Origin of the sequence: Streptomyces lucensis JCM 4490, assembly GCF_014650035.1 — a bacterium.
GTDB lineage: Bacteria > Actinomycetota > Actinomycetes > Streptomycetales > Streptomycetaceae > Streptomyces > Streptomyces lucensis.
This window is the reverse complement of the sequence record NZ_BMUE01000013.1, coordinates 132,439-156,015: the sequence shown is the minus strand read 5'-3', so window position 1 is coordinate 156,015 and position 23,577 is coordinate 132,439. Positions and strand designations below refer to the sequence as shown.

General features: G+C 72.8%; 20 protein-coding genes. 9 read left to right on the top strand and 11 right to left on the bottom strand.

All coding sequences use genetic code 11. The features are described from left to right. Window positions 1–47: 47 nt before the first annotated feature. Window positions 48–1,538, top strand: a complete 1,491-nt coding sequence (gene hflX, locus IE177_RS26480; RefSeq protein ID WP_190017943.1) for a GTPase HflX — start codon at window positions 48–50, stop codon at window positions 1,536–1,538. 68 nt (window positions 1,539–1,606) lie between these two features. Here the strand turns inward: hflX and IE177_RS26475 are convergent, their stop codons facing one another. Beyond that, window positions 1,607–2,836, bottom strand: coding sequence for a trypsin-like serine peptidase (locus IE177_RS26475; protein WP_190017942.1), 1,230 nt, complete (start codon window positions 2,834–2,836; stop codon window positions 1,607–1,609). Between the two features lie 397 nt (window positions 2,837–3,233). Here IE177_RS26475 and IE177_RS26470 point away from each other — a divergent pair, with 397 nt between their 5' ends. The 3 genes from IE177_RS26470 (at window position 3,234) to IE177_RS26460 (ending at window position 7,687) form a co-directional block, all read left to right on the top strand. Continuing rightward, a complete protein-coding gene (locus tag IE177_RS26470; RefSeq protein ID WP_190017941.1) occupies window positions 3,234–4,751 on the top strand; it encodes a diaminobutyrate--2-oxoglutarate transaminase family protein in 1,518 nt (505 codons plus the stop codon). Window positions 4,752–4,909: 158 nt separating this feature from the next. Next, on the top strand, window positions 4,910–6,826 hold the full coding sequence (locus tag IE177_RS26465; protein WP_190017940.1) for an IucA/IucC family protein: 1,917 nt from the start codon (window positions 4,910–4,912) through the stop codon (window positions 6,824–6,826). 96 nt (window positions 6,827–6,922) lie between these two features. After that, complete coding sequence (locus IE177_RS26460; RefSeq protein ID WP_373305183.1) at window positions 6,923–7,687, top strand: GNAT family N-acetyltransferase; 765 nt, start codon at window positions 6,923–6,925, stop codon at window positions 7,685–7,687. Between the two features lie 23 nt (window positions 7,688–7,710). Here the strand turns inward: IE177_RS26460 and IE177_RS26455 are convergent, their stop codons facing one another. After that, window positions 7,711–8,340: a ScbR family autoregulator-binding transcription factor gene (locus tag IE177_RS26455; protein ID WP_190017938.1), complete on the bottom strand. Its 630-nt coding sequence runs from the start codon at window positions 8,338–8,340 to the stop codon at window positions 7,711–7,713. 164 nt (window positions 8,341–8,504) lie between these two features. Continuing rightward, window positions 8,505–9,119, bottom strand: a complete 615-nt coding sequence (locus IE177_RS26450) for a TetR family transcriptional regulator (RefSeq protein WP_190017937.1) — start codon at window positions 9,117–9,119, stop codon at window positions 8,505–8,507. A 249-nt stretch (window positions 9,120–9,368) separates the two neighbouring features. Here IE177_RS26450 and IE177_RS26445 point away from each other — a divergent pair, with 249 nt between their 5' ends. From IE177_RS26445 to IE177_RS26425, 5 genes are all read left to right on the top strand, one after another. After that, the gene (locus IE177_RS26445; protein ID WP_190017936.1) at window positions 9,369–10,427 is read left to right on the top strand and encodes a ScbA/BarX family gamma-butyrolactone biosynthesis protein; all 1,059 of its coding nucleotides are present in this window, start codon (window positions 9,369–9,371) and stop codon (window positions 10,425–10,427) included. Beyond that, window positions 10,424–11,695 (top strand): acyl-CoA dehydrogenase family protein, encoded by a 1,272-nt coding sequence (locus tag IE177_RS26440; RefSeq protein WP_190017935.1) that lies wholly within the window; start codon window positions 10,424–10,426, stop codon window positions 11,693–11,695. Before IE177_RS26445 ends, IE177_RS26440 begins: the two co-directional genes overlap by 4 nt. Next, a complete protein-coding gene (locus IE177_RS26435) occupies window positions 11,692–12,375 on the top strand; it encodes an HAD family hydrolase (protein WP_190017934.1) in 684 nt (227 codons plus the stop codon). The genes IE177_RS26440 and IE177_RS26435 overlap by 4 nt, the downstream gene beginning before the upstream one ends. A gap of 115 nt (window positions 12,376–12,490) precedes the next feature. After that, window positions 12,491–13,486 carry a LuxR C-terminal-related transcriptional regulator gene (locus tag IE177_RS26430; RefSeq protein ID WP_190017933.1) on the top strand — a complete coding sequence of 332 codons (996 nt, stop codon included), beginning with the start codon at window positions 12,491–12,493 and terminating at the stop codon, window positions 13,484–13,486. A gap of 153 nt (window positions 13,487–13,639) precedes the next feature. Further along, window positions 13,640–14,662: an enolase C-terminal domain-like protein gene (locus IE177_RS26425; RefSeq protein WP_190017932.1), complete on the top strand. Its 1,023-nt coding sequence runs from the start codon at window positions 13,640–13,642 to the stop codon at window positions 14,660–14,662. A 603-nt stretch (window positions 14,663–15,265) separates the two neighbouring features. Here the strand turns inward: IE177_RS26425 and IE177_RS26420 are convergent. From IE177_RS26420 to IE177_RS26385, 8 genes are all read right to left on the bottom strand, one after another. Beyond that, entirely contained in the window at window positions 15,266–16,306 is a 1,041-nt protein-coding gene (locus IE177_RS26420) for a TauD/TfdA family dioxygenase (protein ID WP_190017931.1), read from the bottom strand. Between the two features lie 5 nt (window positions 16,307–16,311). Beyond that, the gene (locus tag IE177_RS26415) at window positions 16,312–17,451 is read right to left on the bottom strand and encodes an amino acid kinase family protein (RefSeq protein WP_229816273.1); all 1,140 of its coding nucleotides are present in this window, start codon (window positions 17,449–17,451) and stop codon (window positions 16,312–16,314) included. Further along, a complete protein-coding gene (locus IE177_RS26410; RefSeq protein WP_190017930.1) occupies window positions 17,448–18,491 on the bottom strand; it encodes an aspartate-semialdehyde dehydrogenase in 1,044 nt (347 codons plus the stop codon). The genes IE177_RS26415 and IE177_RS26410 overlap by 4 nt, the downstream gene beginning before the upstream one ends. Next, window positions 18,488–19,483 (bottom strand): DMT family transporter, encoded by a 996-nt coding sequence (locus IE177_RS26405; protein WP_190017929.1) that lies wholly within the window; start codon window positions 19,481–19,483, stop codon window positions 18,488–18,490. The genes IE177_RS26410 and IE177_RS26405 overlap by 4 nt, the downstream gene beginning before the upstream one ends. Window positions 19,484–19,515: 32 nt before the next feature. Continuing rightward, a complete protein-coding gene (locus IE177_RS26400; RefSeq protein ID WP_190017928.1) occupies window positions 19,516–20,451 on the bottom strand; it encodes a transporter substrate-binding domain-containing protein in 936 nt (311 codons plus the stop codon). A gap of 100 nt (window positions 20,452–20,551) precedes the next feature. After that, window positions 20,552–21,862 carry a methylaspartate mutase gene (locus IE177_RS26395; protein WP_190017927.1) on the bottom strand — a complete coding sequence of 437 codons (1,311 nt, stop codon included), beginning with the start codon at window positions 21,860–21,862 and terminating at the stop codon, window positions 20,552–20,554. 29 nt (window positions 21,863–21,891) lie between these two features. Next, window positions 21,892–22,353, bottom strand: a complete 462-nt coding sequence (locus IE177_RS26390) for a cobalamin B12-binding domain-containing protein (protein WP_229816272.1) — start codon at window positions 22,351–22,353, stop codon at window positions 21,892–21,894. 125 nt (window positions 22,354–22,478) lie between these two features. Next, entirely contained in the window at window positions 22,479–23,378 is a 900-nt protein-coding gene (locus IE177_RS26385) for a LysR family transcriptional regulator (RefSeq protein ID WP_190017926.1), read from the bottom strand. Window positions 23,379–23,577: the final 199 nt, after the last annotated feature.

Sequence of the window (23,577 nt, the reverse complement as noted above, 5' to 3'; positions counted from 1 at the left end):
CCGCCGTACCGGCGCCGTCACGGCATTCCATCGACGTTAAGGATCCAATGACCTCCTCTTCTTCCCCTTCCCAGGACACCCAGCGCCTCGCGCACGCCTACCCCGAGGGCCTTCGGGCCGATGCCCTGATGGAAGAGGACGTCGCCTGGAGCCACGAGATCGACGGCGAGCGGGACGGCGACCAGTTCGACCGCTCCGAGCGCGCGGCCCTGCGCCGCGTCGTGGGCCTGTCCACCGAGCTGGAGGACGTCACCGAGGTCGAGTACCGCCAGCTCCGTCTGGAGCGGGTCGTACTCGTCGGGGTGTGGACCACCGGCACCGCGCAGGACGCCGACAACTCCCTCGCGGAGCTGGCCGCCCTCGCGGAGACGGCGGGCGCGCTCGTGCTCGACGGCGTCATCCAGCGCCGGGACAAGCCCGACGCGGCCACCTACATCGGTTCCGGCAAGGCCGCCGAGCTGCGCGACATCGTCCTCGAGACGGGCGCGGACACGGTCATCTGCGACGGTGAGCTGAGCCCCGGCCAGCTGATCCAGCTGGAGGACGTGGTCAAGGTCAAGGTCATCGACCGGACGGCCCTGATCCTGGACATCTTCGCCCAGCACGCCAAGTCCCGCGAGGGCAAGGCGCAGGTCGCGCTCGCGCAGATGCAGTACATGCTGCCGAGGCTGCGCGGCTGGGGTCAGTCGCTGTCCCGGCAGATGGGTGGCGGTCGCGGCGGCCTCGCCACGCGTGGCCCCGGTGAGACCAAGATCGAGACGGACCGGCGGCGGATCCGCGAGAAGATGGCCAAGATGCGCCGGGAGATCGCGGAGATGAAGACCGGCCGCGAGGTCAAGCGCCAGGAGCGCCGGCGCAACAAGGTGCCGTCCGTCGCCATCGCGGGCTACACCAACGCCGGCAAGTCCTCCCTGCTCAACCGCCTCACGGGCGCGGGCGTCCTGGTCGAGAACGCGCTGTTCGCGACCCTGGACCCGACCGTCCGCCGGGCGGAGACCCCGAGCGGCCGCCTGTACACGCTGGCGGACACCGTCGGCTTCGTCCGGCACCTGCCGCACCACCTGGTCGAGGCCTTCCGCTCCACCATGGAGGAGGTCGGCGACGCCGACCTGATCCTGCACGTGGTGGACGGTTCGCACCCCGTCCCCGAGGAGCAGCTCGCCGCCGTGCGCGAGGTGATCCGGGACGTCGGCGCCACCGACGTGCCCGAGATCGTCGTGATCAACAAGGCGGACGCGGCCGACCCGCTGGTGCTCCAGCGCCTGCTGCGGGTGGAGAAGCGCTCCATCGCCGTCTCGGCCCGCACCGGCCGGGGCATCGCGGAACTGCTCGCCCTGATCGACGACGAGCTGCCCCGTCCCTCGGTCGAGATCGAGGCGCTCGTGCCGTACACCCACGGCAAGCTCGTCGCCCGCGCCCACACCGAGGGCGAGGTGATCTCCGAGGAGCACACCGCGGAGGGCACCCTGCTCAAGGTCCGGGTGCACGCGGAGCTGGCGGCGGACCTGGCCCCGTACGCGGCGGTCTCCGCGGCCTGACCCACGGCACGGCGAAGGCCCGCCACCCCCTCGGGGCGGCGGGCCTTCGCCGTGCTCGCGCGCGTGACCTACCGTCCGGCGAACTTCTTGCTCACCGAGTCGTACACGCCCTTGGCCACCTCACCCAGCCGGGGCCCGGCCAGCCAGCCGGCGCTCACCGGGCCGATGGACGTGTTGGACACCAGCGCGGGCTTGCCGTCCGCGCCCGTCTCCACCCAGCCGCCGCCGGAGGAACCACCGGTCATCGTGCAGCCGATCCGGTACATCGTCGGATCCGACTCGCGGATGGACAGCCGTCCCGGCTTGTCCTGGCACTGGTACAGCAGCTGACCGTCGTACGGGGCCGCGGCCGGATACCCGAAGGCCGTGATGTCGCGCACCTTGGGCACGGCCGGCGCGTCGAAGTTCACCGGCAGCGCCCCGCCGACCGTCTCCTCCAGCGACTTGCCCCCACCGCCCTGCTCGGGCGTGACGTGGATGACCGCGAAGTCGTACGAGGCGCCGGTGCCGCCGGTGTGGCCGCCCTGGTCGATCCACTGCTGCGAGGTCTGCGCGGCGTCGGCCCACCAGACACCGTACGGGGCCACCTCGGACCGGCCGGCGCCCTCCAGCTGCGCGGCCGACTTGCCGGCGTTGTTGTACGACGGGACGAAGGCGATGTTGCGGTACCAGCCGCCGCTCTTGCCGGCGTGCACACAGTGACCCGCCGTCCAGATCATGTTGGACTTGCCCGGGTGCGCGGGGTCCTTCACGACCGTCGCCGAGCAGACCATGGTGCCCTCGGGCGAGTCGAAGAGCACCTTGCCCGAGGTGGCCGCGTTGGCGTGGTACGGCGCCGTGACCGCCCGCGCCTTCACCGGCTGCGGTGTCGGGTCCGTGACACCCTGGTCACCGGAGATGTCGTTGTCGTCGACACCCCGGTCCGGGTCGTTGGCGTCCCGCATCCGGTCCGGGTCCCACAGGCCCTTGATGATCGGGTTGACGAAGTCGTTGGCCTCGCGGAGCCAGTCCTGCTTGTTCCAGTTCTTCCAGGCGCCGTTCTTCCACTTGTCGACGTCGATCCCGTGCTCCTTGAGCCTCTTCCTGAGGTCGTCCGGGATCCTGATCTTTCCGTCGCCGGTGCCCGCCGCGGTCGCGGAGGCCGCCGGATCGCCGCCCGCGTTGTCGTCACCGTCGTCGTTGCAGGCGGTGGCGGTCAGTGCCAGCGCCGAGACGAGGGCGACCGCCGCCAGCGCGGGGGAGGTGCGGCGGCTGCCCCTCCCTCGCCGAACGGTGAACGACGGCCGTATGGATCGCATGCTCTTGACTCCCCCTGCTGTGAAGGAACTCGGCGCTTCGGCCGTGACTCCGACCGCGAACTCCCGTGGAGTGCATGCCGGTTCCGCGACCTTCTGGGAACGGCATCACACACTATGCGCTCGCTGTGGGGGACTTCCGACGGAACGGCAACGGTTCGGCTACAAGCCGCTGACCTGGACAACCATACGTCCCGTCACCGATCCGGCGTCTGCCCGCATTCCACCCCTTCCGGGCGGCCGGCCGGCGGGCCGGAAGGCGGCGGAGGTCGCGTGACGGCAACGATCCCGGCGCGACCCGTAACCCGCCGAACGGTCCGCGGTTGTAGCCGTGGGGGCCGCCGCCTTCGCGCGGGCCCCTGGACGAACCTGTCCTGGAACAGCGGGAGGACGACGAACCGTGGCCGTGACGGAGTCGGTGCCCGGCGGGCCGCACGGGGAGGCGCCCGCCGGACCCGAGGCGATCCTCGGACGCCAGTCGGCGCGCGAATCCTCGGCGCGCACCTACGCCCGGGCGCTGCCCATCGTGCCGGTCCGGGCACGGGGGCTCACCATCGAGGGCGCCGACGGCCGCCGCTACCTCGACTGCCTCTCCGGCGCCGGCACCCTCGCCCTCGGCCACAACCACCCGGTGGTGCTGGAAGCCGTCCGCCGGGTCCTGGACTCCGGCGCCCCGCTGTCCGTGCTGGACCTCGCGACCCCGGTCAAGGACGCCTTCGTCACCGAGCTGTTCCACACGCTCCCGCCCGGCCTGGCCGGACGTGCCCGGGTGCAGTTCTGCTCACCGGCCGGCACCGACGCGGTCGAGGCCGCCCTGAAGCTGGTGCGGGCCGCGACCGGCCGGACCGGCATCCTGGCCTTCACCGGCGCCTACCACGGCATGACCGCGGGCGCGCTGGCCGCCTCCGGAGGCGCCCGCGACGTCCAGGTGGCCCGTCTGCCCTACCCGCAGGACTACCGCTGTCCCTTCGGTGTCGGCGGCCCCCTCGGCGCCGAACTCGCCGCCCGCTGGACCGAGTCCCTCCTCGACGACCCCAAGTCGGGCGTCCCGCTGCCCGCCGGGATGATCGTCGAACCCGTCCAGGGCGAGGGCGGGGTGATCCCCGCGCCGGACGACTGGCTGCGCCGGATCCGGCGGCTCACGGCACAGTGGTCCATCCCGCTGATCGCCGACGAGATCCAGACCGGAGTCGGCCGCACGGGTGCCTTCTGGGCGGTCGACCACAGTGGCGTCACGCCCGACGTCATGGTCCTGTCCAAGGCCATCGGCGGCAGCCTCCCCCTTGCCGTGGTCGTCTACCGCGACGATCTGGACGTCTGGCGGCCCGGCGCGCACGCCGGCACCTTCCGCGGCAACCAGCTCGCCATGGCCGCCGGAACCGCGACCCTCGCCCACGTCCGTGAGAACAACCTCGCCGAGCGGGCCGCGGACCTCGGCCGCCGCATGCTGACCCAACTCAGGGAGTACGTCGGCGACCTGGCGTGCGTGGGGGAGGTGCGTGGGCGCGGGCTGATGCTCGGACTGGAGCTGGTGGAACCGGAGGCGGACGGCGAACACCGGGCGGGCGCCCGGCCCGCGGATCCGTCCGGCCTCCGGTCCGGCCAGGCATCCGCCCCCGCGCCTGGCCAGGCGTCCGGCTCCGCGTCCGGCCCGGCGTTCAGCCCCGCGTCGGCCCCCGTCCCGCGCCCCGCCAACCCCGAACTCGCCGCAGCCGTCCAGCGTGCGTGCCTCCAGCGCGGGCTCATCGTCGAACTGGGCGGACGTCACGACGCCGTGGTCCGGCTGCTCCCACCCCTGACGATCAGCGACGAACAGGCGGCAGCGGTCCTGGACCGGCTGACCGACGCGGTGGCGGCGGTGGCCCGCGACCACGCGAGCGGGCCACCGCGCGGTCGACGACAACACCGGTCCGCCTAACACGCCGGCTGAGAACGGCACGCGCCGCCAGGCCCGCGCGAGGGCGCCCATCGCCGCCCCGGCCGTGCGGAACGGCCGCAGACCGCGAGACAGGAACGGCCGCAGACATCGACGACGGGAACGGCCCGCACCGCCGACCTCCAGCACCAGGAGCCGCCATGACCGACACCCCCACCCCCGACGGCCGCTCCGGTGGCCCCGACGAACAGGCCGACGCCGGCGCGCCGAACGTTCCCGTTCCGCTCGCCGAGTCGGTTCCCCAGCAGAAGCGGCGTAGCGTGCCGCCGGCGTCGCCGGCGGGCCCCGGCGCCGACCCGCTGGACGACCCCGAGCCCGGCGCCGCGGCCGAGGGCGCCGCCGTGGACAACCTCCTGCGCTGCTGGGTACGCGAGACCGGCGTCCCCGCCCCCGCGGCCGGCATCCTGCACATCCCGCTGCCCGCAAGCGGCACCGCCCTGGTCGTCCCGGTGCGCTACTGGTCCCCGACCGGCTGGCACCGCTTCGGGCCACCGCGGTTCACCGGGGCGCCCGCGGCCGCCCCTCCCGTCGACGCCGTCACCCTCACGGCACTGCTGGTGAGGGAGTCCGCCACCGCCCCCCGCGCCGACGGACACGGAGACCGCGGCGACCTCGTGGCCAGGGTCGCCGACTCCCTGCGCCGAACCGAGACCTTCGTCCGCGACCGGCGCGCCCACCCCGGCGACAGCCCCGACCTCTTCCTCAGCGCCGAGCAGGCCCTCCTCCTCGGACATCCCCTGCACCCGACCCCCAAGAGCCGGGAGGGCCTGACGGACGCCGAGGCCCGCCGGTACTCACCGGAGCTGCGCGGCTCCTTCCCCCTGCACTGGATGGCCGTCGCCCCCGCGCTGCTCGCCACCGACTCGGCCTGGACCGAGCGCGGCCGCCCCGTCCCCGCCGCGGCCCTCACGGGGCGCCTCGCCGGAACCGCACTGCCGCTGCCCGACGGGTACGCCCTCCTGCCCCTGCATCCTTGGCAGGCACGCGAGGCGCGGTACCGCGCACCCGTCGCGGCCCTCCTCGACGCCGGGCTGCTGCGCGATCTCGGCCCGGCCGGCGCGCCCTGGCACCCCACGTCCTCCGTGCGCACCGTCCACCGGACCGGGGCGTCCGCGATGCTCAAGCTGTCGCTGGGCCTGCGCATCACCAACTCCCGCCGCGAGAACCTGCGCAAGGAACTGCACCGCGGCGTCGAGGTGCACCGGCTGCTGCGCACGGGTCTGTCCCGGCGGTGGCAGGCCGCGCACCCCGGGTTCGACATCGTCCGCGATCCGGCCTGGCTCGCCGTCGACGATGCGGACGGGCTGCCCGTACCCGGACTCGACGTCATGATCAGGCACAACCCGTTCGCCCCCACCGACGACGCCGGCTGTGTGGCCGGGCTCGTCTCGCCCCGGCCGCTGCCCGGGCCGGAGCCCGGCTCCGCCCTGGACCAGGAACCCCGGGGCATGCGCTCACGCCTGGCCCAGCTCGTGACGCGGCTCGCCGTACGCACGGGCCGGCCCGTCGGAGCCGTCGCGGCGGAGTGGTTCCTGCGCTACCTGGAACAGGTCGTACGCCCCGTTCTCTGGCTGGACGGCGCGGCCGGCATCGCCCTCGAAGCGCACCAGCAGAACACGCTGGTCCTGCTGGACCGCGACGGCTGGCCGGCGGGCGGCCGGTACCGTGACAACCAGGGGTACTACTTCCGCGAGTCCCGGCGGGCCGAACTGGACGCCCGGCTGCCCGGCATCGGCGAGCGCAGCGACACCTTCGTCTCCGACGAGGTCACCGACGAACGCTTCGCCTACTACCTCGCCGTCAACAACGTGCTGGGCCTGATCGGCGCCTTCGGCTCCCAGGGCCTCGCCGACGAGCTCCTGCTCATCGCGGCCTTCCGCCGCTTCCTCACCGACCTGCGGGCAGGTGCCGGCTCCCTGCCCGGCCGCCTGCTCGACTCCCCCGTGCTGCGCTGCAAGGCCAATCTGCTCACCCGCCTGCACGGCCTGGACGAGCTGGTCGGCCCCGTGGACACCCAGTCCGTCTACGTCACCATCGCCAACCCGTTGAACCGCTGAGGCCACCCCGTCCCGCGCCCGCAGAGGCCCATGACCCACTCCGTTCCCGGCCCGCAAAGGACCAAGACCCACTCCGTCTCCCGTAAGGAGCGCAACGTGCCTTCCGCCGACGCGAACACCGGCCCCGTCCCCGTCCGTCCGGACCGCGGCGGTGCCCGTGCGGATCCGGCCTCGACCAGGGACGTCGTGTTCAGCGAGTTCACCGTCGAGGACGAGGACGCGGACAGCGAGGACACGCTGGACCTGCACCTGCCCTCGGAGTTCGTCGCGCTCTTCACCGTGGGGACGGCCGGCCTGCTCGACCGGCTCCCCGCATGGGGACCGGTCACCACCCCGGCCGGCTCCTTCCGGCTGGTGCCCGTACGCGTCGAGCGTGATCTGCCGCTGATCCACGGCTGGATGAACGACCCCGCCGTCGCGGAGTTCTGGGAACTGGCCGGCCCCCGGCAGCGGCTCGAGGACCACCTGCGGGCCCAACTCGCCGGGGACGGGCGCAGCGTGCCGTGCCTGGGCACGCTGGACGGCGTCCCGATGAGCTACTGGGAGATCTACCGGGCGGACCTGGACCCGCTGGCCCGCCACTATCCGGCCCGTCCGCACGACACCGGGATCCACGTGCTCGTCGGACGTGCCGAGGACCGCGCACGAAAACTGGGGTCCGGCCTGATCAGGGCCGTGGCCGACCTCGTCCTGGACCGTCGGCCCGCCTGCGCGCGGGTCGTGGCGGAACCCGATCTGCGCAACGTTCCGTCCGTCGCCGCGTTCCTGAGCGCCGGCTTCCGCTACGCCGCCGAGGTCGACCTGCCCGGCAAGCGGGCCGCCCTGATGATCCGGGACCGGGCCCTGCGCCGGGTGCTGTGAGGCGGCGGGCCGGAGGGCTCGCCTCAGTCGTGGGGGAGGAGGGCGTCGAGGGTGACGTCGCGCAGCTCCTGCCAGCGTTCCATGAGGTCGGCCCGCTGGTGCAGGACGTCGGAGATGTGCTGCATGCCGTAGAAGGAGGACACGACGATCTGGGCGGCGGCCCTCGGGGGGACCCCCTCCTTGAGCTGGCCGGCGTCCGCCGCTTCCGCGAAGAGGTCGGCGAGGAGGTCGATCCACCCGATGTACGGCTCGGGCAGCGGCGTGTTGATGAGTGAGCGTTCGGACTGGAGGCGGGCGGCGGCCTGGACGGTGCGGTCGGTCCGGAAGGCCTCGGCGGTGCGGTCCAGGAGGGCGAGAATGGTCTGCCGCGGGTCCAGGTCCCGGGCGCGTACGTCGGCCAGGAAGGTGGGCCACTTGTCGTAGTTGTTCTCCACGACCGCGATGGCCATGGCTTCCTTGTTCTTGAAGTGGAAGTAGACGGCGCCCTTGGTCATGCCGACGTGCTCGGCGATGTCGACGACGGAGGTGGCCTCGTAGCCGCGGGTGGCGAAGAGCTCGGCGGCGGTGTCGAGGACCTGCGCGCGGGTGCGCACGGCGCGTTCCTGCTTGGGTTCGCGGCCCGTCGTTGCGCGGGCGGTGGACGTGGGGCTCATGGATCTTCGGCCTTTCCGGCGGGCAGCGCGGCGCGGGAAGCGGACGCGTTGGTTCAGATGCGTACGCCAGAGGCTCGGGGGTCATCCAGGCCGGCTCCCTGGCCTCACCGCTCCGCTCTAAATATACCGTCATGAAGGTTTAAGAGTGCGGGTGTGGTCGGCGGTCATGCGTCACATACGGGTGCGGGTGCGGGGCCGGGTGAGCGCAGCGCCGCGGCGATGATGATCCACAGTTCCTCGATGCGGTCCTTGACCGGTGCGTCGCGCTGCGGGTCGGGCAGGTGCTGGACGCCCACGACGAGGGAGAGCAGGAGCTGTGCCACGGACTCCGGTGAGCAGTGCGTGCGGATCTCGCCCGCCGCCTGGGCCCGGCGCGTGCTGTCGACCAGGAAGTCCCAGACGTCGGTCAGCAGTGGACCGCCGTCCAGCGCTTCCCCCGGCAGCTCCGCGGCAAGGCGGAACGCCGCCCGGACCCGGACGTCCGCCCAGAGCCGGCCGGCCAGGGACACGGTGAGCACGCGCAGGGCGTTCAGCGGCGCGAGCCGTGCCGACTCGATGTCGGCCAGTGCCGCGCCCCAGATGGTGGCGCCGTGCCGCACCAGCGTGCGGGCCAGGTCCTCCTTGGAGGAGAAGTGGCCGTACAGCGCGCCCTTGCTGAGTTCCGTGTGCGCGATGACGCCGCCGAGTGTCGTGCGCGCGTAGCCGAGGGAGACGAACTCCCTGGCGGCGGCGTCCAGTATCACCTCGTACGTGCGTCGCGCGCGCTCCTGCTTGACCATCCCGAGGCCCCCCTTCGCCTCATGTCTCCATTGCCGAGGGAAAAATACCATCCCCAAGGTATGTTTTCTGGTCCAGGTGGTGCGGCCCGGTCGGGCCACGGCACCTTCGCGCCAACCATCTCAGAAAGTGCCGTTGCAATATACCTTCCCGCAGGTATATTTTTTCGCGGTCGCCGGGGGAGACCAGTGCCCCGGCCGGCTGCGTGTGTGCTCAACGTCTGAATCGTCCATCTGCGGTGGGGGCTTGCTATGAGTGGTGACGTGTTGACGGCGGACATACCGAAGGACGCGCGGGGGGAGGGTTTCGAGCGGGTCGTTCCGCGACGGCTGGTCCACAAGACCGCGGCGGACGAGGTGCTCCTGACCGACGCGGTGCGCGTGCGTCCCGGGCACTTCTTCCTGGCCGTCCGCCGGCCGGCCGGACACGGGCTGTACCGCCCCGACGCCGCCGGGGCCGGCGATCCGACCCTGTTCGTGGAGATGCTGAGGCAGACGGCGATCTACCTCTCGCACCGGTTCTACGGGGTGCCGCTCGACCACCCGTTCATCTTCTGCGCGCTCGGCTTCGACATGGCGGCACCTGGCGCCGGCGACGCGGACGACGGGACCGTCGTCCTGGAGGTCCGGTGCCGCGAGACCAAGGAGCGTTCGCCGAAGCGGGCGGCCATGACGCTGGAGGCGACGCTCGTCTCCGAGGGTGGGGTGCGCGCCACCGGGAACGTCACCTGGCAGGCGGTCGACCCCGGGCGCTACGCCGTGGTGCGCCGCCGCGGTTGCGAGCAGCCGCCGCCCGTACCCGGCGCCGCGGTCACCCCCGTCCAGCCCGGCGCGCGGGTGATGGCGCCCGAACTCGTGGGCCGTGAGCGGGCGATGGACGTGGTCGTCGCCGAACTCGGACTGCCGGACGAACGGACGGCCGCCGAGGAGCCGGGCGGCACCTGGCTGCTCCACGCCGACCAGTCCCACCCCGTGTTCTTCGACCACCCCAGCGATCACGTCCCCGGGATGCTGCTGCTGGAAGCCGTCCGGCAGGCCTCGCGTGCGGCCCTGGGCCCGGCGCCGGCCCCGCTGTGCGAGTGGACGATGTCCGGTGGCCGGGTGGAGTTCGCCGCGTACTGCGAACTGACCGCGCCCGCCCGGCTGGTCGTCCGGCAGTCCGCCACCCCCGGCGCGGCTGACGAGGCCGCGCTGGTTGTGGAGGTGGTGCAGGACGGCAGGACGGTGGCCTCCGGCAGCGCCCGCTGGAAGGCGGCTCCGGCGTCCGGTCCGGGCGTGGTCCGCGCCGGCGCGCAGGAGGTCGTCGCGTGATCCGGCCCTCCGCCCCGACCCCCGGCGACTCCGGCGGGGAACAGGGTCCCTCTCCGGTCCCCGGCCTGGCGGCGCGTCGCGCGGCCAAGGTGGCGGCCTGGCACGCCGACGAGGCGGACGCCCGGCGCCGGCTGGACCTCGACGTGGTCGCGGAACTGGGCCGGGCAGGGTTCAACCGGCACTTCGTACCCGCGGAACACGGAGGAGCCCAGGGCACGTTCACCGACCTGGTGGAGGCCGCCGCACGCCTCGGTGAGAGCTGCACATCGGCCGCCTGGGTCGCCACGCTCTTCGCCGCCCACGGCCGGATCGCCTCCTACCTGCCCGAGCGGGCCCGGCGGGAGTTGTGGGGCGAGTCCCCCGACGTCCGCATCGCGGCCGGTGTCGCTCCGCCCCGGCTGCGCGCCGCCGCCGTGCCCGGCGGCTGGCTGCTGAGCGGCGAGTGGCCGAACGTCAGCGGGGTGGACTTCGCCGACTGGGTGCTCCTGGCGGCCCTCGCCGAGAGGCCCGCCGGCGCGGTGTCCGGTGGCGCGGGATCCGCGGACACCGGCTCCGGCGGCGCGGGCTCCGCCGGCACCGGCTCCGGCGGCGCGGAACCGGGAGGCGGGGCGCCGGGATCCGAGGTGTCCATGCTCTTCCTCGTCCCGATCGAGGACTGCGAGGTCCTCGACACCTGGAACACCCTCGGAATGCGCGGCACCGGCAGCAACACCGTCCGCGCGGGGGGCGTCCACGTGCCGGGGCACCGCGCGGTGCCCCGGGAGCGGCTGCTCGCTCCGCGCGAGCCGGGCGCGGCGCGCTGCCACAGCGTTCCGTACCCGCTCGTGGCAGCGCTGATGTTCGCGGCGCCGGTGCTCGGTGCCGCCCGGGGCGCCCTGGCCGACTGGACCCGTGCCGCCGCCGGACGCTCGGGCCAGGACGGCCGGCCGGCGGCGTCGACCCCCGCCATGCGCACCGCGCTCGCGCGTTCGTCGGCCGAGCTGCGGGCCGCCGGCCTGCTGCTGGACGGCGCCGCGAGCCGCGCCGACACGGCGCGCGTCGAGTCGCTGACGGTGGCGGAGACGGTGCGCGACGTCGTCGCGGCCGTGGAGATGTGCGTGGTCGCCGTGGACCGGCTCTTCCGTACGACCGGCGGTCGGGGGCAGTCCCACCTGGATCCGGTCCAGCGCCGCTGGCGCGACATCCAGTCCGCGTCGACGCACGCGATGCTCCGCTTCGATCCCTCGGCGCAGTCCTACGCGCAGGCCGTCCTCGGAACCACCGCATGACCCGCCGGATCGCGTTCTTCGATCTGGACGAGACCCTGCTCGTCGGCAAGAGCATGCTCGGCTTCTGGCGGCACTGGAGTGCCCTGCTCGTCCGGGAGGGCCGCACACCCCCGGTGCTCCGGGTGACGGGTGCCGACCGGGAAGCCCTCAACCGCGACTACTTCGCCCACTTCGCCGGCGTACCGCTCGCGCGGTTCGAGGCGGCCGCCCGGCGGTGGTACGCGGACCACCGCCGGCAGCGGCGCGCCTACCTGGCCGAGTCGCTGGACGCCCTGGAGCGGCATCGCGCCGCCGGCCACGAGATCGCGGTCGTCAGCGGTTCGGGTGCGGCGCTCGTCCGGCCGGTCGCCGAGGACCTCGGCGTGCGGCACGTCCTGGCCACCGAGCAGTTGACCGACGCCCGGGGAATCCTCACCGGTGCGGTGCGGCGGCCCCTGATCGGAGCGGCCAAGGCGGAGAGCGTGGCCGCGCTCGTCGAGCGCCGGGGGGTACGGGCCCTTGACTGCTTCGCCTACGGCGACCACAGCAGCGACCTGCCGATGCTGTCCTCGGTGGGGCACCCCGTCGTCGTCGGGGACGATCCGGTTCTCCGCGCGCACGGCGCGGCCCGGGGCTGGGCGACGCTGGGCGCGCGAGCGTGCGCGCGTGCGCGCCGCGGCGGCGTCCTCGCCGTGAACTGACAGCGGGCCCCGCCGGCATGAGCGGCGGGGCCCGTTTTCTTTCACTGGAAAAAATACCTTCAAGAGGGTATGTTATTCGGGTACTCCCAGGACAGGGGGAAAGGCAGCGGACGGTATGAGCGCACCGACCATCGGGCCCCAGGCCCTGAGGCTCTTCGAGTACGCATCGGCCCGCAGCGACTGGACGGTGCGCAGCGCCTGCGAGCAACTCGACACCAGCGCCGAGGAGATCGAGGAGGCCCGGCAGGAACTGCTGGGACTGGGACTCCTCATCGAGGCACCCGACAGCGCCTCCGCGGCCGGGGAGCGGACCGCCAGGGCGACCGCGCCGGAAGCCGCGCTGCTCCGGCTGCTGACGGCCGAGGAACAGGCGGCCGCCGAACTCACCGAGCAGATACGGCGCACCCGCGAGCGTATCGGCGCGATGCGCGAGGCGTTCCTGCCGCTGCACACCGCGCGCACCAGTGGCCTCGAAGTGGTCACCAGCCCGGAGCAGATCGCACGCGTCCTCGGCGACGCCGCCGACATCGCGACGTCGGAGATCCTGAGCATGCACCCCGGCCCCGTGATGGCGCCGGACGCGCTCGCCCAGGGGCTCCGGCGCGACCTGCGGGTGCTGGACCGGGGCGTGTCGATGCGCAGCATCCATCTGCGGCCGATGACCCGGATCACCTACGCGATGACCCACCTGCAGGAACTGCGGGCGGCGGGCGCACACCTGCGGATCGCCAGCATCGTGCCGTTCCGCTTCATCCTCGTCGACCGGGTGCAGGCGCTGGTGCCCGCCCTGCACAGCAGGTCGGGCAACGCCATGATGGTGCTGCGCGGCGAGGCGGTCACCGCCCTGCTGGTCAAGGTGTTCGAGATGTGCTGGGCGTCCGCCGCACCCCTGGAGGCGGCCGGTGACGGCGCGGAACCGGGGCTGGGCTCGCAGCAGCGGTGGATGCTGCGGCTGATGGCCACCGGCCGCAAGGACGAGGCGATCGCCCGCGAACTGGGCGTCTCGGTACGGACGCTGCGGCGCATGATGGCCGACCTGATGGTGCGGCTGGGTGTGGAGAGCCGGTTCCAGGCGGGACTCACGGCGGCGAGGATGGGCCTGCTCGACTGAGGGCCCTCTTCCACCACGTCCCACCCGGCTCGCGAGGCCCGGGCTGTCCGGTTGCGGCCAGGCCGCCATGGGCAGGGCTGCCCTTCTGGCCCGCACCGGGGGCCGGTGGACAGGATGGAGCTCCGGCAACATGCCAGTGAGTCAGGAGCCCTCGTGTTCGACCCGGTACTCCTCAGATCCCTGACGGGGACACCGCTGCGGGTCCGGTGCGCCGTACTGCCCGTGCCCGCACCCGGCGGCGGGGCCGCCCACGCGCGGCACGAATGGTCCGTACTGCGGGTCACCCTGCGGGGCGCGGGCAGCACCGGGCGGGGGGAAGCCACCCTCCTGCCGTACCTGGAGGCGCACCGCCCCGAGGCGCTCGGCGCGCAGTTGGCCTCGGCCGAGGCCGGGCTGGCACACATGATCAGCCCGGTCCAGCTGCCGGACCTGCTGCCCCCGGGCCCGCTGCGCAGCGCCCTCGACACCGCGCTGTGGGACCTGCTCGCCAAGCGCAGCGGGCAACGGGCCTGGGAGCTGCTCGGGGTGCCCCGGCCACGCCCGGTACCGGCCATCCGCACCCTGCCCCTGCTCGGGCACGCGACTCTGGAGGAGGAGCTGCACCACAGCGACGGCTTCGCCTCGCTCAAGCTGAAGCTCGGTGCCGGCGCCGTCGAGGACGACCTCGCCCGGCTCGACGCGGTGCGCCGCCACCGGCCGGACGCGTGGCTGATGGCCGACGCCGGCGGCGGATGGGACGTGGACCGGCTGCGCACGATGCTGCCGAAGCTGGCGGACCACGGGGTGCGGGTGCTCGAACAGCCGCTGCCGGAGGCCCAGTCGGGTGCCCTCGCCGCCCTGCGCCGCCCCTTCCCTATCATCGCCGACCCGCACCGCGGGGAGGCCGCGGACCTGGGGCGGCTGGTGTCCCGGTACGACGGGATCAACCTCAAGCTGGACGCCGTGGGCGGCCTGACCACGGCACTCGGCATGATGGAACAGGCCGAGCAGCGGGGCCTGCTCGTGCTGCTCGGCTCGCCGCCCGCGACCGCACGGTCCTGGGCGGCGACGCTGCACGCGGCGCCGCGCGCCCACCTCGTGAACCTGCCGCAGGAACTGCGCGTACCGGGGGAGCCGGGCGAACCGCGGCGAACGGGCGGCACGCTGGCGCCGCCCTCCGCCGACCTGTGGGGCTGACCGTCCGGACCGGCTGACGGGAACGCAGGGGTGAGCGCCGCGTTCGGGCACCGGCCGCGCGGGCCGTCAGCCCCAGATCAGGTCGTCGTCCGCCACCGCGGGATGCGTCCCGGGGGGCCGGCCGGCGTCGCCTCGACGGAACAGGTGCATGGTGACTCTCCCTCTTCGGCCGCGCGCCCGCCGGATCGGCGGACGGCGGAGGTGGACCGGGCACATCGATCATCGGACGAACCCGGAACGCATGGCACGGGCCCGGGCTGGCCGGTAGGGGAATGACCGGTCGGTGCCACGGCGGGCCCGCGCTCCGCCCCAGGCCCTGTCGTCTAACTCCCGCCTGCCCCACGACGCCATGCACGCACTCTCGCCGTACCGGGCCCAGGACCGAGTACACCCAGTACGAGGGCCAGGACCCGGCACGCCGAGAGCACGCACCTGACGCCGGGGCGCCCGCCCTGCGGGCGAACGAAGCGACTTCGCGGGCACGACCCATGAAGCGGCGAGCCCCGCCGGCCGCCGGGTGTCACCCGGACGGCCTGCGGGGCACGGGACCGGGCCAGGCCGCTCGTCACTGAGCGGCGCACCCGGCCGGAACCTGCCGGCGGATCAGTAGTGCACGCGGCGGTTGCCCTCCGTCACGCGGTAGCGCACGTTCCACAGGCTCCGGCGCACGTACGTCCGCTGCAGCCAGCGGTCCCGGCCGTCGTAGCGGGCCGTGAAGGCGGACCGGGCGTGCACCCCCTTGCGGTTGTTGATCAGCAGCGCCTGGCCCGGCGCCAGGTTGACGCTGTGCGCGACCTGGCGGCAGACCTGCTGCAGCGTCTCCAGGGCCTCGCGCCCCCCGCTGGTCAGCGGGTGCACGCCGTTGGCGGAGATCGCGATCTCCGGGAAGTCCTGGTGGCCGCTGATCATCGGCACCGGCTCCGACAGCACCTCCTGGCCGCCGGCGACGTCCCGCACGTAACTGCCCGGCGCGTTCAGCCGGAACAGCGGGCTGCGCAGCGTGTCGAGCACCTCCGGGGGCAGTGCGGCCGAGATGTCACGGGCGTCGGCGTAGAAGGTGCCGGCCACGCCCTCGTGGTCGGCACGCAGGCAACTGAGCACCAGGAAGTCGGGGTTGGCCACGTCGTACCGGCCGATCACGTCGTGCATGATGTCGCTGTGGAAGTTGAGGAAGGCCTCCGACCCCTGGTTGGTCTGGGTCATCGCTCCTCCCGCGACCGGGATGACGTCGTGCACCAGCTGCCCGGCCTTCTCGGTGAGCACGCCCATCGGCTCTCCGAGCAGACCGCTCAGGCCGAGCAGTACGCCCTCCGCCACGTACGACTTCTTCTCCCGGCTCGGCCCGCCGTCCGACGGGGTGTCGGGCAGCTCGGCGTCCACCGGCAGATTGCTGATCAGGGTCACGCCGGGGGTGTCGATGTGCCGGCCGAAGTCGAGGACCTGCTGCAGCAGCGCGGTCGGCAGCGTCGAGAAGATCTGCAGCAGCCGGGCCGTGGAGTGGTCGATGTCGATGTTCGGATCGGGCAGGCGCCGCAGCTGGTCCCCGAGGAGGTCGCGCACGTCGTCGGAGAGCGCGATCTCGCGGAAGGTCTCGGTGGTGACGGGCTCGGCGGCCGGGACGGTGTGGACGGTGGTGGCGGTCATGGGTGTCACACTCCTTGCATCTCGAGCAGGGGCGCGTCCGGGGACAGGTCCGCGCCGGGACGGTTCACGTGGTCGTGCAGGCGTTGCGTGAGGTGCAGCGCGTCCTCCTCGTCCACGGCGAGCCGGGTGGCCACCTGGCTGCCGCGCACCGCGGTCACCGGGATGCCCGCGTACTCACCGGGGGTCAGCCCGTTGCGCCGCTGGAACTCGGGAAGGTCGACGAATCCGCCGGTGACGGCGACCAGCGGGCCGGACGTCAGCCGGACGACGTCGATGTTGGCGCCGTGGAAGACGGTGTACGCCCGGTCGGCGAGCTCCTCCGTCGCGTACCGCAGCGCCGTCGAGCGCTGGTTGAGGACGACCGCGGCCACCGACGAACCGGCGGTCCCGATCACCGAACCGCGCGGGAACGGCGGCCGGTTGTAGCGGCACACGATCTCGATGCGGTTGCGCTGGGCGAGCCGGACGGCCCGGCGGTGCAGCACCTTCGCGCCGTACAGCGACATCAGCGCGGCCGTGTTGTAGGACACCTCGCCCAGCAGCCGGGCACCCGTGATCAGGTGCGGGTCGGAGCTGTAGATGCCGTCGACGTCCGAGTGGATCTCGCAGGCGCGCGCACCGACCGCCGCGGCCACCGCCACGGCCGACAGGTCCGAGCTGTTCTTGCCCAGCCAGGTCGGCCGGCCCTCCCGGTCCGCTGCCTGGCCGCCAGGCACCACCACGACCTCGTGGTCACGGACCGCCGTGCGCAGCGGCTCGGGGTCGGTGTGCTCCAACCGGGCCCACATGAAGGCGGAGTCCGTGGTCAGCCCCAGCTGGTGGCCGGCGAGCACCGTGGCCGTGCGGCCCGTGCGGTGCAGCGCGGTGGCGAGCAGCTGCGCGCCCACCGTGTCGGCGAGGGTCAGCAGACCGGCGACGGTCTCGTCCTCCGGGTGCGGGTTGACCTGGCTGAGCCGTTCCCGGAACTGCTCCGTCTCACCGGGCTGGCCGCTCACCACGACCACCAGGCGCGTTCCCTCTTCCTCGACCCGCCGGGACAGCGCCTCGGCCAGGTGCTGGTACGCGGCCAGCGTGCGGAAGCTGGAGCCGCCGAACTTCAGTACCGCGGGGGGCTGCTGGGCCCCCGTCGGTGGCGTCTCCGTCACAGGGTCCCCCGGGCCACGAGTTCCTCGGCGATCTGTATGGCGTTGAGCGCGGCGCCGATGGTGAGGTTGTCGGCGACGAGCCAGAGCCAGAAGGCGCGCGGGTTGTTCGGGTTCACGCGGACCCGGCCGACGTGCACCCGGTGGGGGTCGTCGATGGTGGCCGGCGTGGGGAACTCGCGCGGCGACTCCCGGTCGTGCACCGTCACCTCGGGCAGCGCCGCCAGCACCTCGACGAGTTCCGCGCGGTCGACCACGCCCTGCGCCTCGATCCACACGGCCTCCGAGTGGCCGTTGACGACCGGCACGCGCACACAGGTGGTGGTGACGTCCAGGTGGGGCAGGCCGAGGATCTTGCGGGACTCCTGGAGCATCTTCTGCTCCTCCAGCGTGAAGCCGGTGTCCAGGAACCTGTCGATCTTCGGAATGACGTTGAAGGCCAGCGACGGCGTGAACTCCTTCGCCGGGTACGGCTCCTCGGGGTGCTCCAGGGCGGCCCGGCTGGATTCCCGCAGTTCCTCGACGCCCGGGTGGCCCAGACCGGAGGCGGCCTGGTAGGTGCTGACCACGGCCTGACGCACGCCCCACCGCTGCTCGATCCCCCGCAGCAGCCGGACCAGGGGGATGGTCGAGCAGTTCGGGTTCGCGATCACCCCGGACTTCGGACGCCGGTCCAGCTCGTGGGCGTTGACCTGCGGCACGACGAGCGGGGTGTCGGGGTCCATGCGGTAGGCGATGGTGTTGTCGATGACGACGGCGCCGGCCGCGGTGGCCTTCGGCACCCACTGCTGGCTCGCCTCGGTGCCCGCGGAGAAGAACGCCAGGTCGACGGTGGAGAAGTCGAACTCGTCCACGGCCTGCACCGGGTAGGAGACGCCGTCGACCTCCAGCTCGGTGCCCGCAGATCGGGCCGAGGCCACCAGCTGCATGTCGCGGTAGCGCAGACCGCGCTGCTCGATCAGGCCGATGAGCGTGTTGCCGACGGCGCCGGTGGCGCCGACGATGGCGATGCGGGGTGCGGTGGGGTCGGTCACGCGGGTCATCGGGTGCCTCCGGAGTTGATCTCGACCTTGGCCCCGGCGGCCCGTGCGGTGACGGTGCCGGCGGCGGGTGCGGCGGGCGTGGGCTCGGCGGTCCGGCCCTTGAAGGACCACCCGAGGTTGATGCCGAGGCTGGCGGCCACGATCAGCGGGATGCCGAGCGCCTGCAGCAGGCTGACGCTGTGTCCGTAGACGGCCCAGTCCATGAGCATCGCCACGGCCGGGTACACGAACGCCAGGACGGCGATCTTCGGGGTGGGCAGCTTCTGGTACGAGGAGTACATGAGGACGTACATCACGCAGGTGTGGATGACGCCCAGCCCGACGAGCCAGCCCCAGTCGGCGCCGAGGCCCTTCGTCTCGCTCAGCGCGGTGAACGGCAGCAGCAGGAAGATGCCGAGCACCAGCTGCACCAGTGCCACCAGATGTGGCCGGACCCCGGTGACCCGCTTGGTGATCAGGGTCGAGACGGCGTAGAACACGGCGGCGAGCAGCGCGTAGCCGAGGCCTGCCACGTAGGAGCTGTCACCGCTGCCCGTCAGGTCGGACGCCGACACCCCGGCGACCAGGATCAGGCCCACGAACGCCACGCCGAGCCAGCCGAACTTGGTGGCCGTGAGCTTGTCGCGGAAGAGCAGCGAGCCGAGGAGCATCACGTAGAAGGGCTGCGTGTGGTAGACGACCGTCGCCACCGAGATCGAGGTGCCCTCGTACGACTTGAACAGGAAAGCCCAGTTGAACACGATGAACGCGCCGCCGAGGGCCGCCAGGCCCAGCTTCTTGGCGGTGAACCCGTGGTTCTTGAAGAAGCCCCGCACCAGGCAGTACAGACCCAGTGCGACGGTGCCGAACAGGCAGCGGAAGAACACCACGTTGAAGGGCGACGCGCCGGACTCGATCACGAAGACGCCCAGGGTGCCGGAGAGCACCATGGCGAGCGTCAGCTCGACCGCTCCTTTCTTCTCCTGGTTCGTCGCCGTTGTGTCGGTACTCATGTGGAGTGCCTTTCTGGGGGTAGGGACGGTTGTCAGTGCAGGGGCACGGCGTAGTGCAGGCCGCCCCTGGTCCACAGCTCGTTGAGTCCGCGCGGTACGGCGAGGCCGGTGGCGGGGCCGAGATTGCGCTCGTAGACGTCCGCGTACGTGCCGACCGCGTCCAGGACCCGGGCGGCCCAGTCCTGGTCGAGTCCGACGGCGGGGCCGTGCGCGCCCGCGGTCTCGGCGGCCTGGGCGAGTGCCTTGTCCCGCTCGCCCACCTCGTCGGCGTGGTGCTCGGCGGACACGAGGAGCTGCAGCACCCACCGGCACAGCCGGAACCAGGCCGGGTCGTCGTCCCGGACGGCCGCCGCCATCGGCTCCCGGGAGATGGCCGCGTCGAGGATGCGGTGAGCCGCCGGGTCGTCGAGCGCGGCCCGCTCACCGGCGAGGGCGACCCGGTCCAGGACGTACGCCGCGCACTCGCCGGCGGCGTAGGCGGCCAGCGTCTCGCCCGGCGTGGCGAACGCGACCGGCTCGACCGACAGCCCCCGGCCTCCGTACCAGGAGGCCAGGTTGGCCGCGCTCGTGGTGCCGGCCTGCACGGCCACGCGCCGGCCGGCCAGTTCCTCGGGACGGGTGATCCCGCTGTCGGCGCGGACCAGGAACCCCTCGCCGTCGTAGCAGGTGACCCCCGCGAACAGCACGGGCAGCGCGGCCTCGCGGCCCAGGGTCCAGCTGACGTTGCAGACGGTCAGGTCGACCTCGCCCGCGGCCAGTCGGCCGAGCCGGTCCGCGGGGTCGGTGGGAGCCCACTCGACGGCGTCCGAGCTGCCGAGGGCGGCCGCGGCGACGGCCCGGGCGACGTCGGCGTCGAGTCCGCTCCACCCGCCGTCCCCGTCGCGCAGCGACAGACCGCGGATGCCGCGGCTGACCGCGGCCCGCAGCGCCCCGCGCTCGCGGACCGAGTCCAAGGTAGGTGTGTTCATGACATGCTCCTCGGTCGGGTGAACCGGCCCACCGTGCGCAGCCGGCCGCGCGGCGGCACCCCGGCCCGGCGCGGGGCCCGGGCCGGTGCGCCGGGCGCGCTCACGAAAGACTCCTGGGACGACGGGGGGCGTACTGCAGCCCCCTGAGGTGCCCGTGGGTCAGCTGCTCGCGGTCGAAACGGCGCTCGTTGAAGCCGAGCATCGTCAGCAGCCCCTTGGCGCTGACCGGCCGCCGGGTGCGGCCGCGCTCCACCCGCAGCGGCATCCGCCCGGGCTCCGCCCAGCGCAGCATGCCGCCCGGGTCCACGTACGCCCGCGATCTGTTGGCGTTGTCCTGGTGCAGGCAGTACGGCACGTCCAGGTGGCCCCGCGCGAAGGCGCGGATCAGCGCCTCACCGACGGTCGGCGCGAGTTCCAGGGTGCTGTCGACCAGCAGCCGGGCCTCCTCGTAGATCCCCGACTCGGTCGCCTCCACCTCCGGCGCCCGGCCCGCCTCGTCCCGCGCGATCGAGTCGGCGAACTCCAGGGCGTCCACGTTCTCGGTGATCGTCGGAATGCGGTGCGCCTCCGCCGGGGTCTTCACGATCAGCCGCTCGCTGCCGCTGCGCACCGCGAGCCGGACGCTCTCCTCCAGGATCCGGAACGACCCCACGGGGGTCCGGGGGAACACCCCCATGAACGTGTACAGCACCACGTGCCAGTCGGCCTGCGCCAGCCGCTCGCCCGCGAGCCTGCGCAGCGCCGCGATCGCCTCCAGGTCCTGCCCCGGGTGTGTCTGCTGGGCGTAGCTCAGCGAGATGTCGCTCAGTCCGTGCTCACGGAAGAACAGCGCCTCCAGCACGCTCAGCGCCACCAGCAGGCTGGGCGGGCACAACTGCCCCAGCATGCAGCCGCCGAAGCTCTCCAGGTGCATCGGGTCCGGCTGCGCCGCGATCAGTTCGCAGCACTGCGCCCACGCCTTCACCGCCTCGCTGATCGGCGCCCGGCTGTAGGGCAGGCAGTACGAGACGGGGCCGCCCTCGGTGGCGTCCACCCCGGCCGCCACCATCGCCCGGAACAGCGGGTACGGCAGCGCCGAGCCGTGCCTGACCTGGACGGGGAAGTCGTCCCCCGACACGGAGTCCAGCAGCCGCCGGGTGGTCCCCGGCCCGTGCGCCACCAGCGGGAAGCCGTTCAGCTCCGCGCCGGTGCGCAGGGCGGCCCGCGCCGAGTCGTGGTCGTTGACGCGGGTGTAGCTGTCCAGGGTGATCGTGCCGACCGCCGCGGCGTCGGCGGCCCGCACCCCGAGCAGTCCCTCACGCATGGTGGCGAGATCCGCGAAACCCATGCGCGGCTGCACGACGAGACGGCCCTGTGCGTGGGCTTCGCGTATTCGACGGGAGAACCGTCCCCGCGGCCTGGTATCGGCCACGGAATTCTCCCTCGTATGCGCCGGTGTGTTCACGCGGCGGCTCCCGTGGTGAGTGCCGGCCGGTCGGCGCCGTCGAGCGTCGCCAGGAATTCCTGGAAACTGTCGATACCGGCATCCGCCTCGAACACCGCGTCGAAACCGCTGAGGGCGAGTTCCTCGGCGAATACGATGTTCTCCGCGCCGCGCACCCCGAGTTTCCCGCCGATGACGACGCGCAGCCCCACGAGGTCCGGCTCGCTGCGGATACGGCGGATCAGCCGCAGTCCGTCCAGGTGGCCGTGGCCGTTCACCGTGCTGATGACGAGGGCGTCCGGCCGGGTGCGCCGGCACTCTTCGATGATGAGGTCGTCCGGCACGCACGCACCCAGATTGGTGACTTCCGCGCCCTGCTCCTCGAGCAGCAACTGCAGAAACACCAGATTCCACATATGGGCGTCGGAAGACACGCTCGACACGACAAACTTCTTCGCCGGGAGCATGACTTGAGACATAAGGGCTTCTCCTTGCCTCTGTAACGGTGACTGTTTTAGTCTCCGTGCCGGGCTGCAGCCGAGTCCAGAGGATCCGTTCGGAATTGCGGATGAGCTTTATCGACCGAATCGATCGATGGAATTCCTCAGGATTCCTGGTATTCCCGGGTGAGGAATTCGATGACCTGCTCCACGAACACCTGGCGCTCACGCGAGAGCTGCGATCCCTTGCGCCAGGCGAGCTGCGTGTACAGCTCGAACGGCGCCTCCCAGGCCAGCGGCACCAGCGAGCCGGCGGCCAGTTCGTCGGCGACCGTCATCCGCGGCAGCAGGCTGATTCCGAGCCCCGCGCCGACACCGCGCTTGATCGCCTCGATGTTGCCGAACTCCAGGAACGGCACCGGCTCGCCCGAGCCGTCGTTCAGCTCCGCCTCCAGCAGCTCCCGGTAGGCGCACCCCGCCTCCGGCGCGAGCACCGACTCCTGGCGCAGCTCGTCGGTCTCCACCTTGGCCTCGCCGGCCAGCCGGTGACCCGGGGCGGCCACGATGACGAGCGGCTCGACGCCGAGCACCTCGCTGTGCACACCGGAGTGCTGGGTCTCGGCCTCCATCAGGAAGCCCGCGTCGAACACCCCCTGCCGCAGCGAGTGAAGGGTCTCGGCGCACAGGCTGGGCCGCAGCGCGATCTGCAGCCGAGGGTAGCGGTGGTGGAAGTACTCCAGGACGGCCGGCATCCGGTAGGAGGTGATGCTCTCCATCGTCCCGACCGTCAGCACGCCCTCGGGGCCCGCGTCCGGCGATGCCACCCCGCGCGCCTCGTCCGCGAGCGACAGCATCTGCCCGGCGTACGGCAGCAGCCGCGTACCCGCCGGAGTGAGCTTGACCTTGCCCGCGACCCGCTCGAACAGCTCGCTGCCGAGGGACACTTCGAGGCCCTTGATCTGCGCGGTCACGCTGGACTGCGCGTAGTTGAGGTCGGCCGCGGCCCGGGTGAAGCTCCCCAGCGTGGCCACACGGTGAAAGGTCCGGAGTTGCCGGATGTCCATTGGTCTCTCCCGGAGGGATGCGACGGAATTGATCCTCAGTGGTCGGGACAACGAGCCTGCCGACCCCGCCCCGGGCGGCGGAAGGAGATCCGGGTGGCACACAGTGCCCACGACAGAAATGTGCCGGGGTCGCCGGGGGCCGCCCGAGGGGCCGTCACCCGTGCGGATGCCGTGCCCGGGGCACCGGATCGCGCCCCCA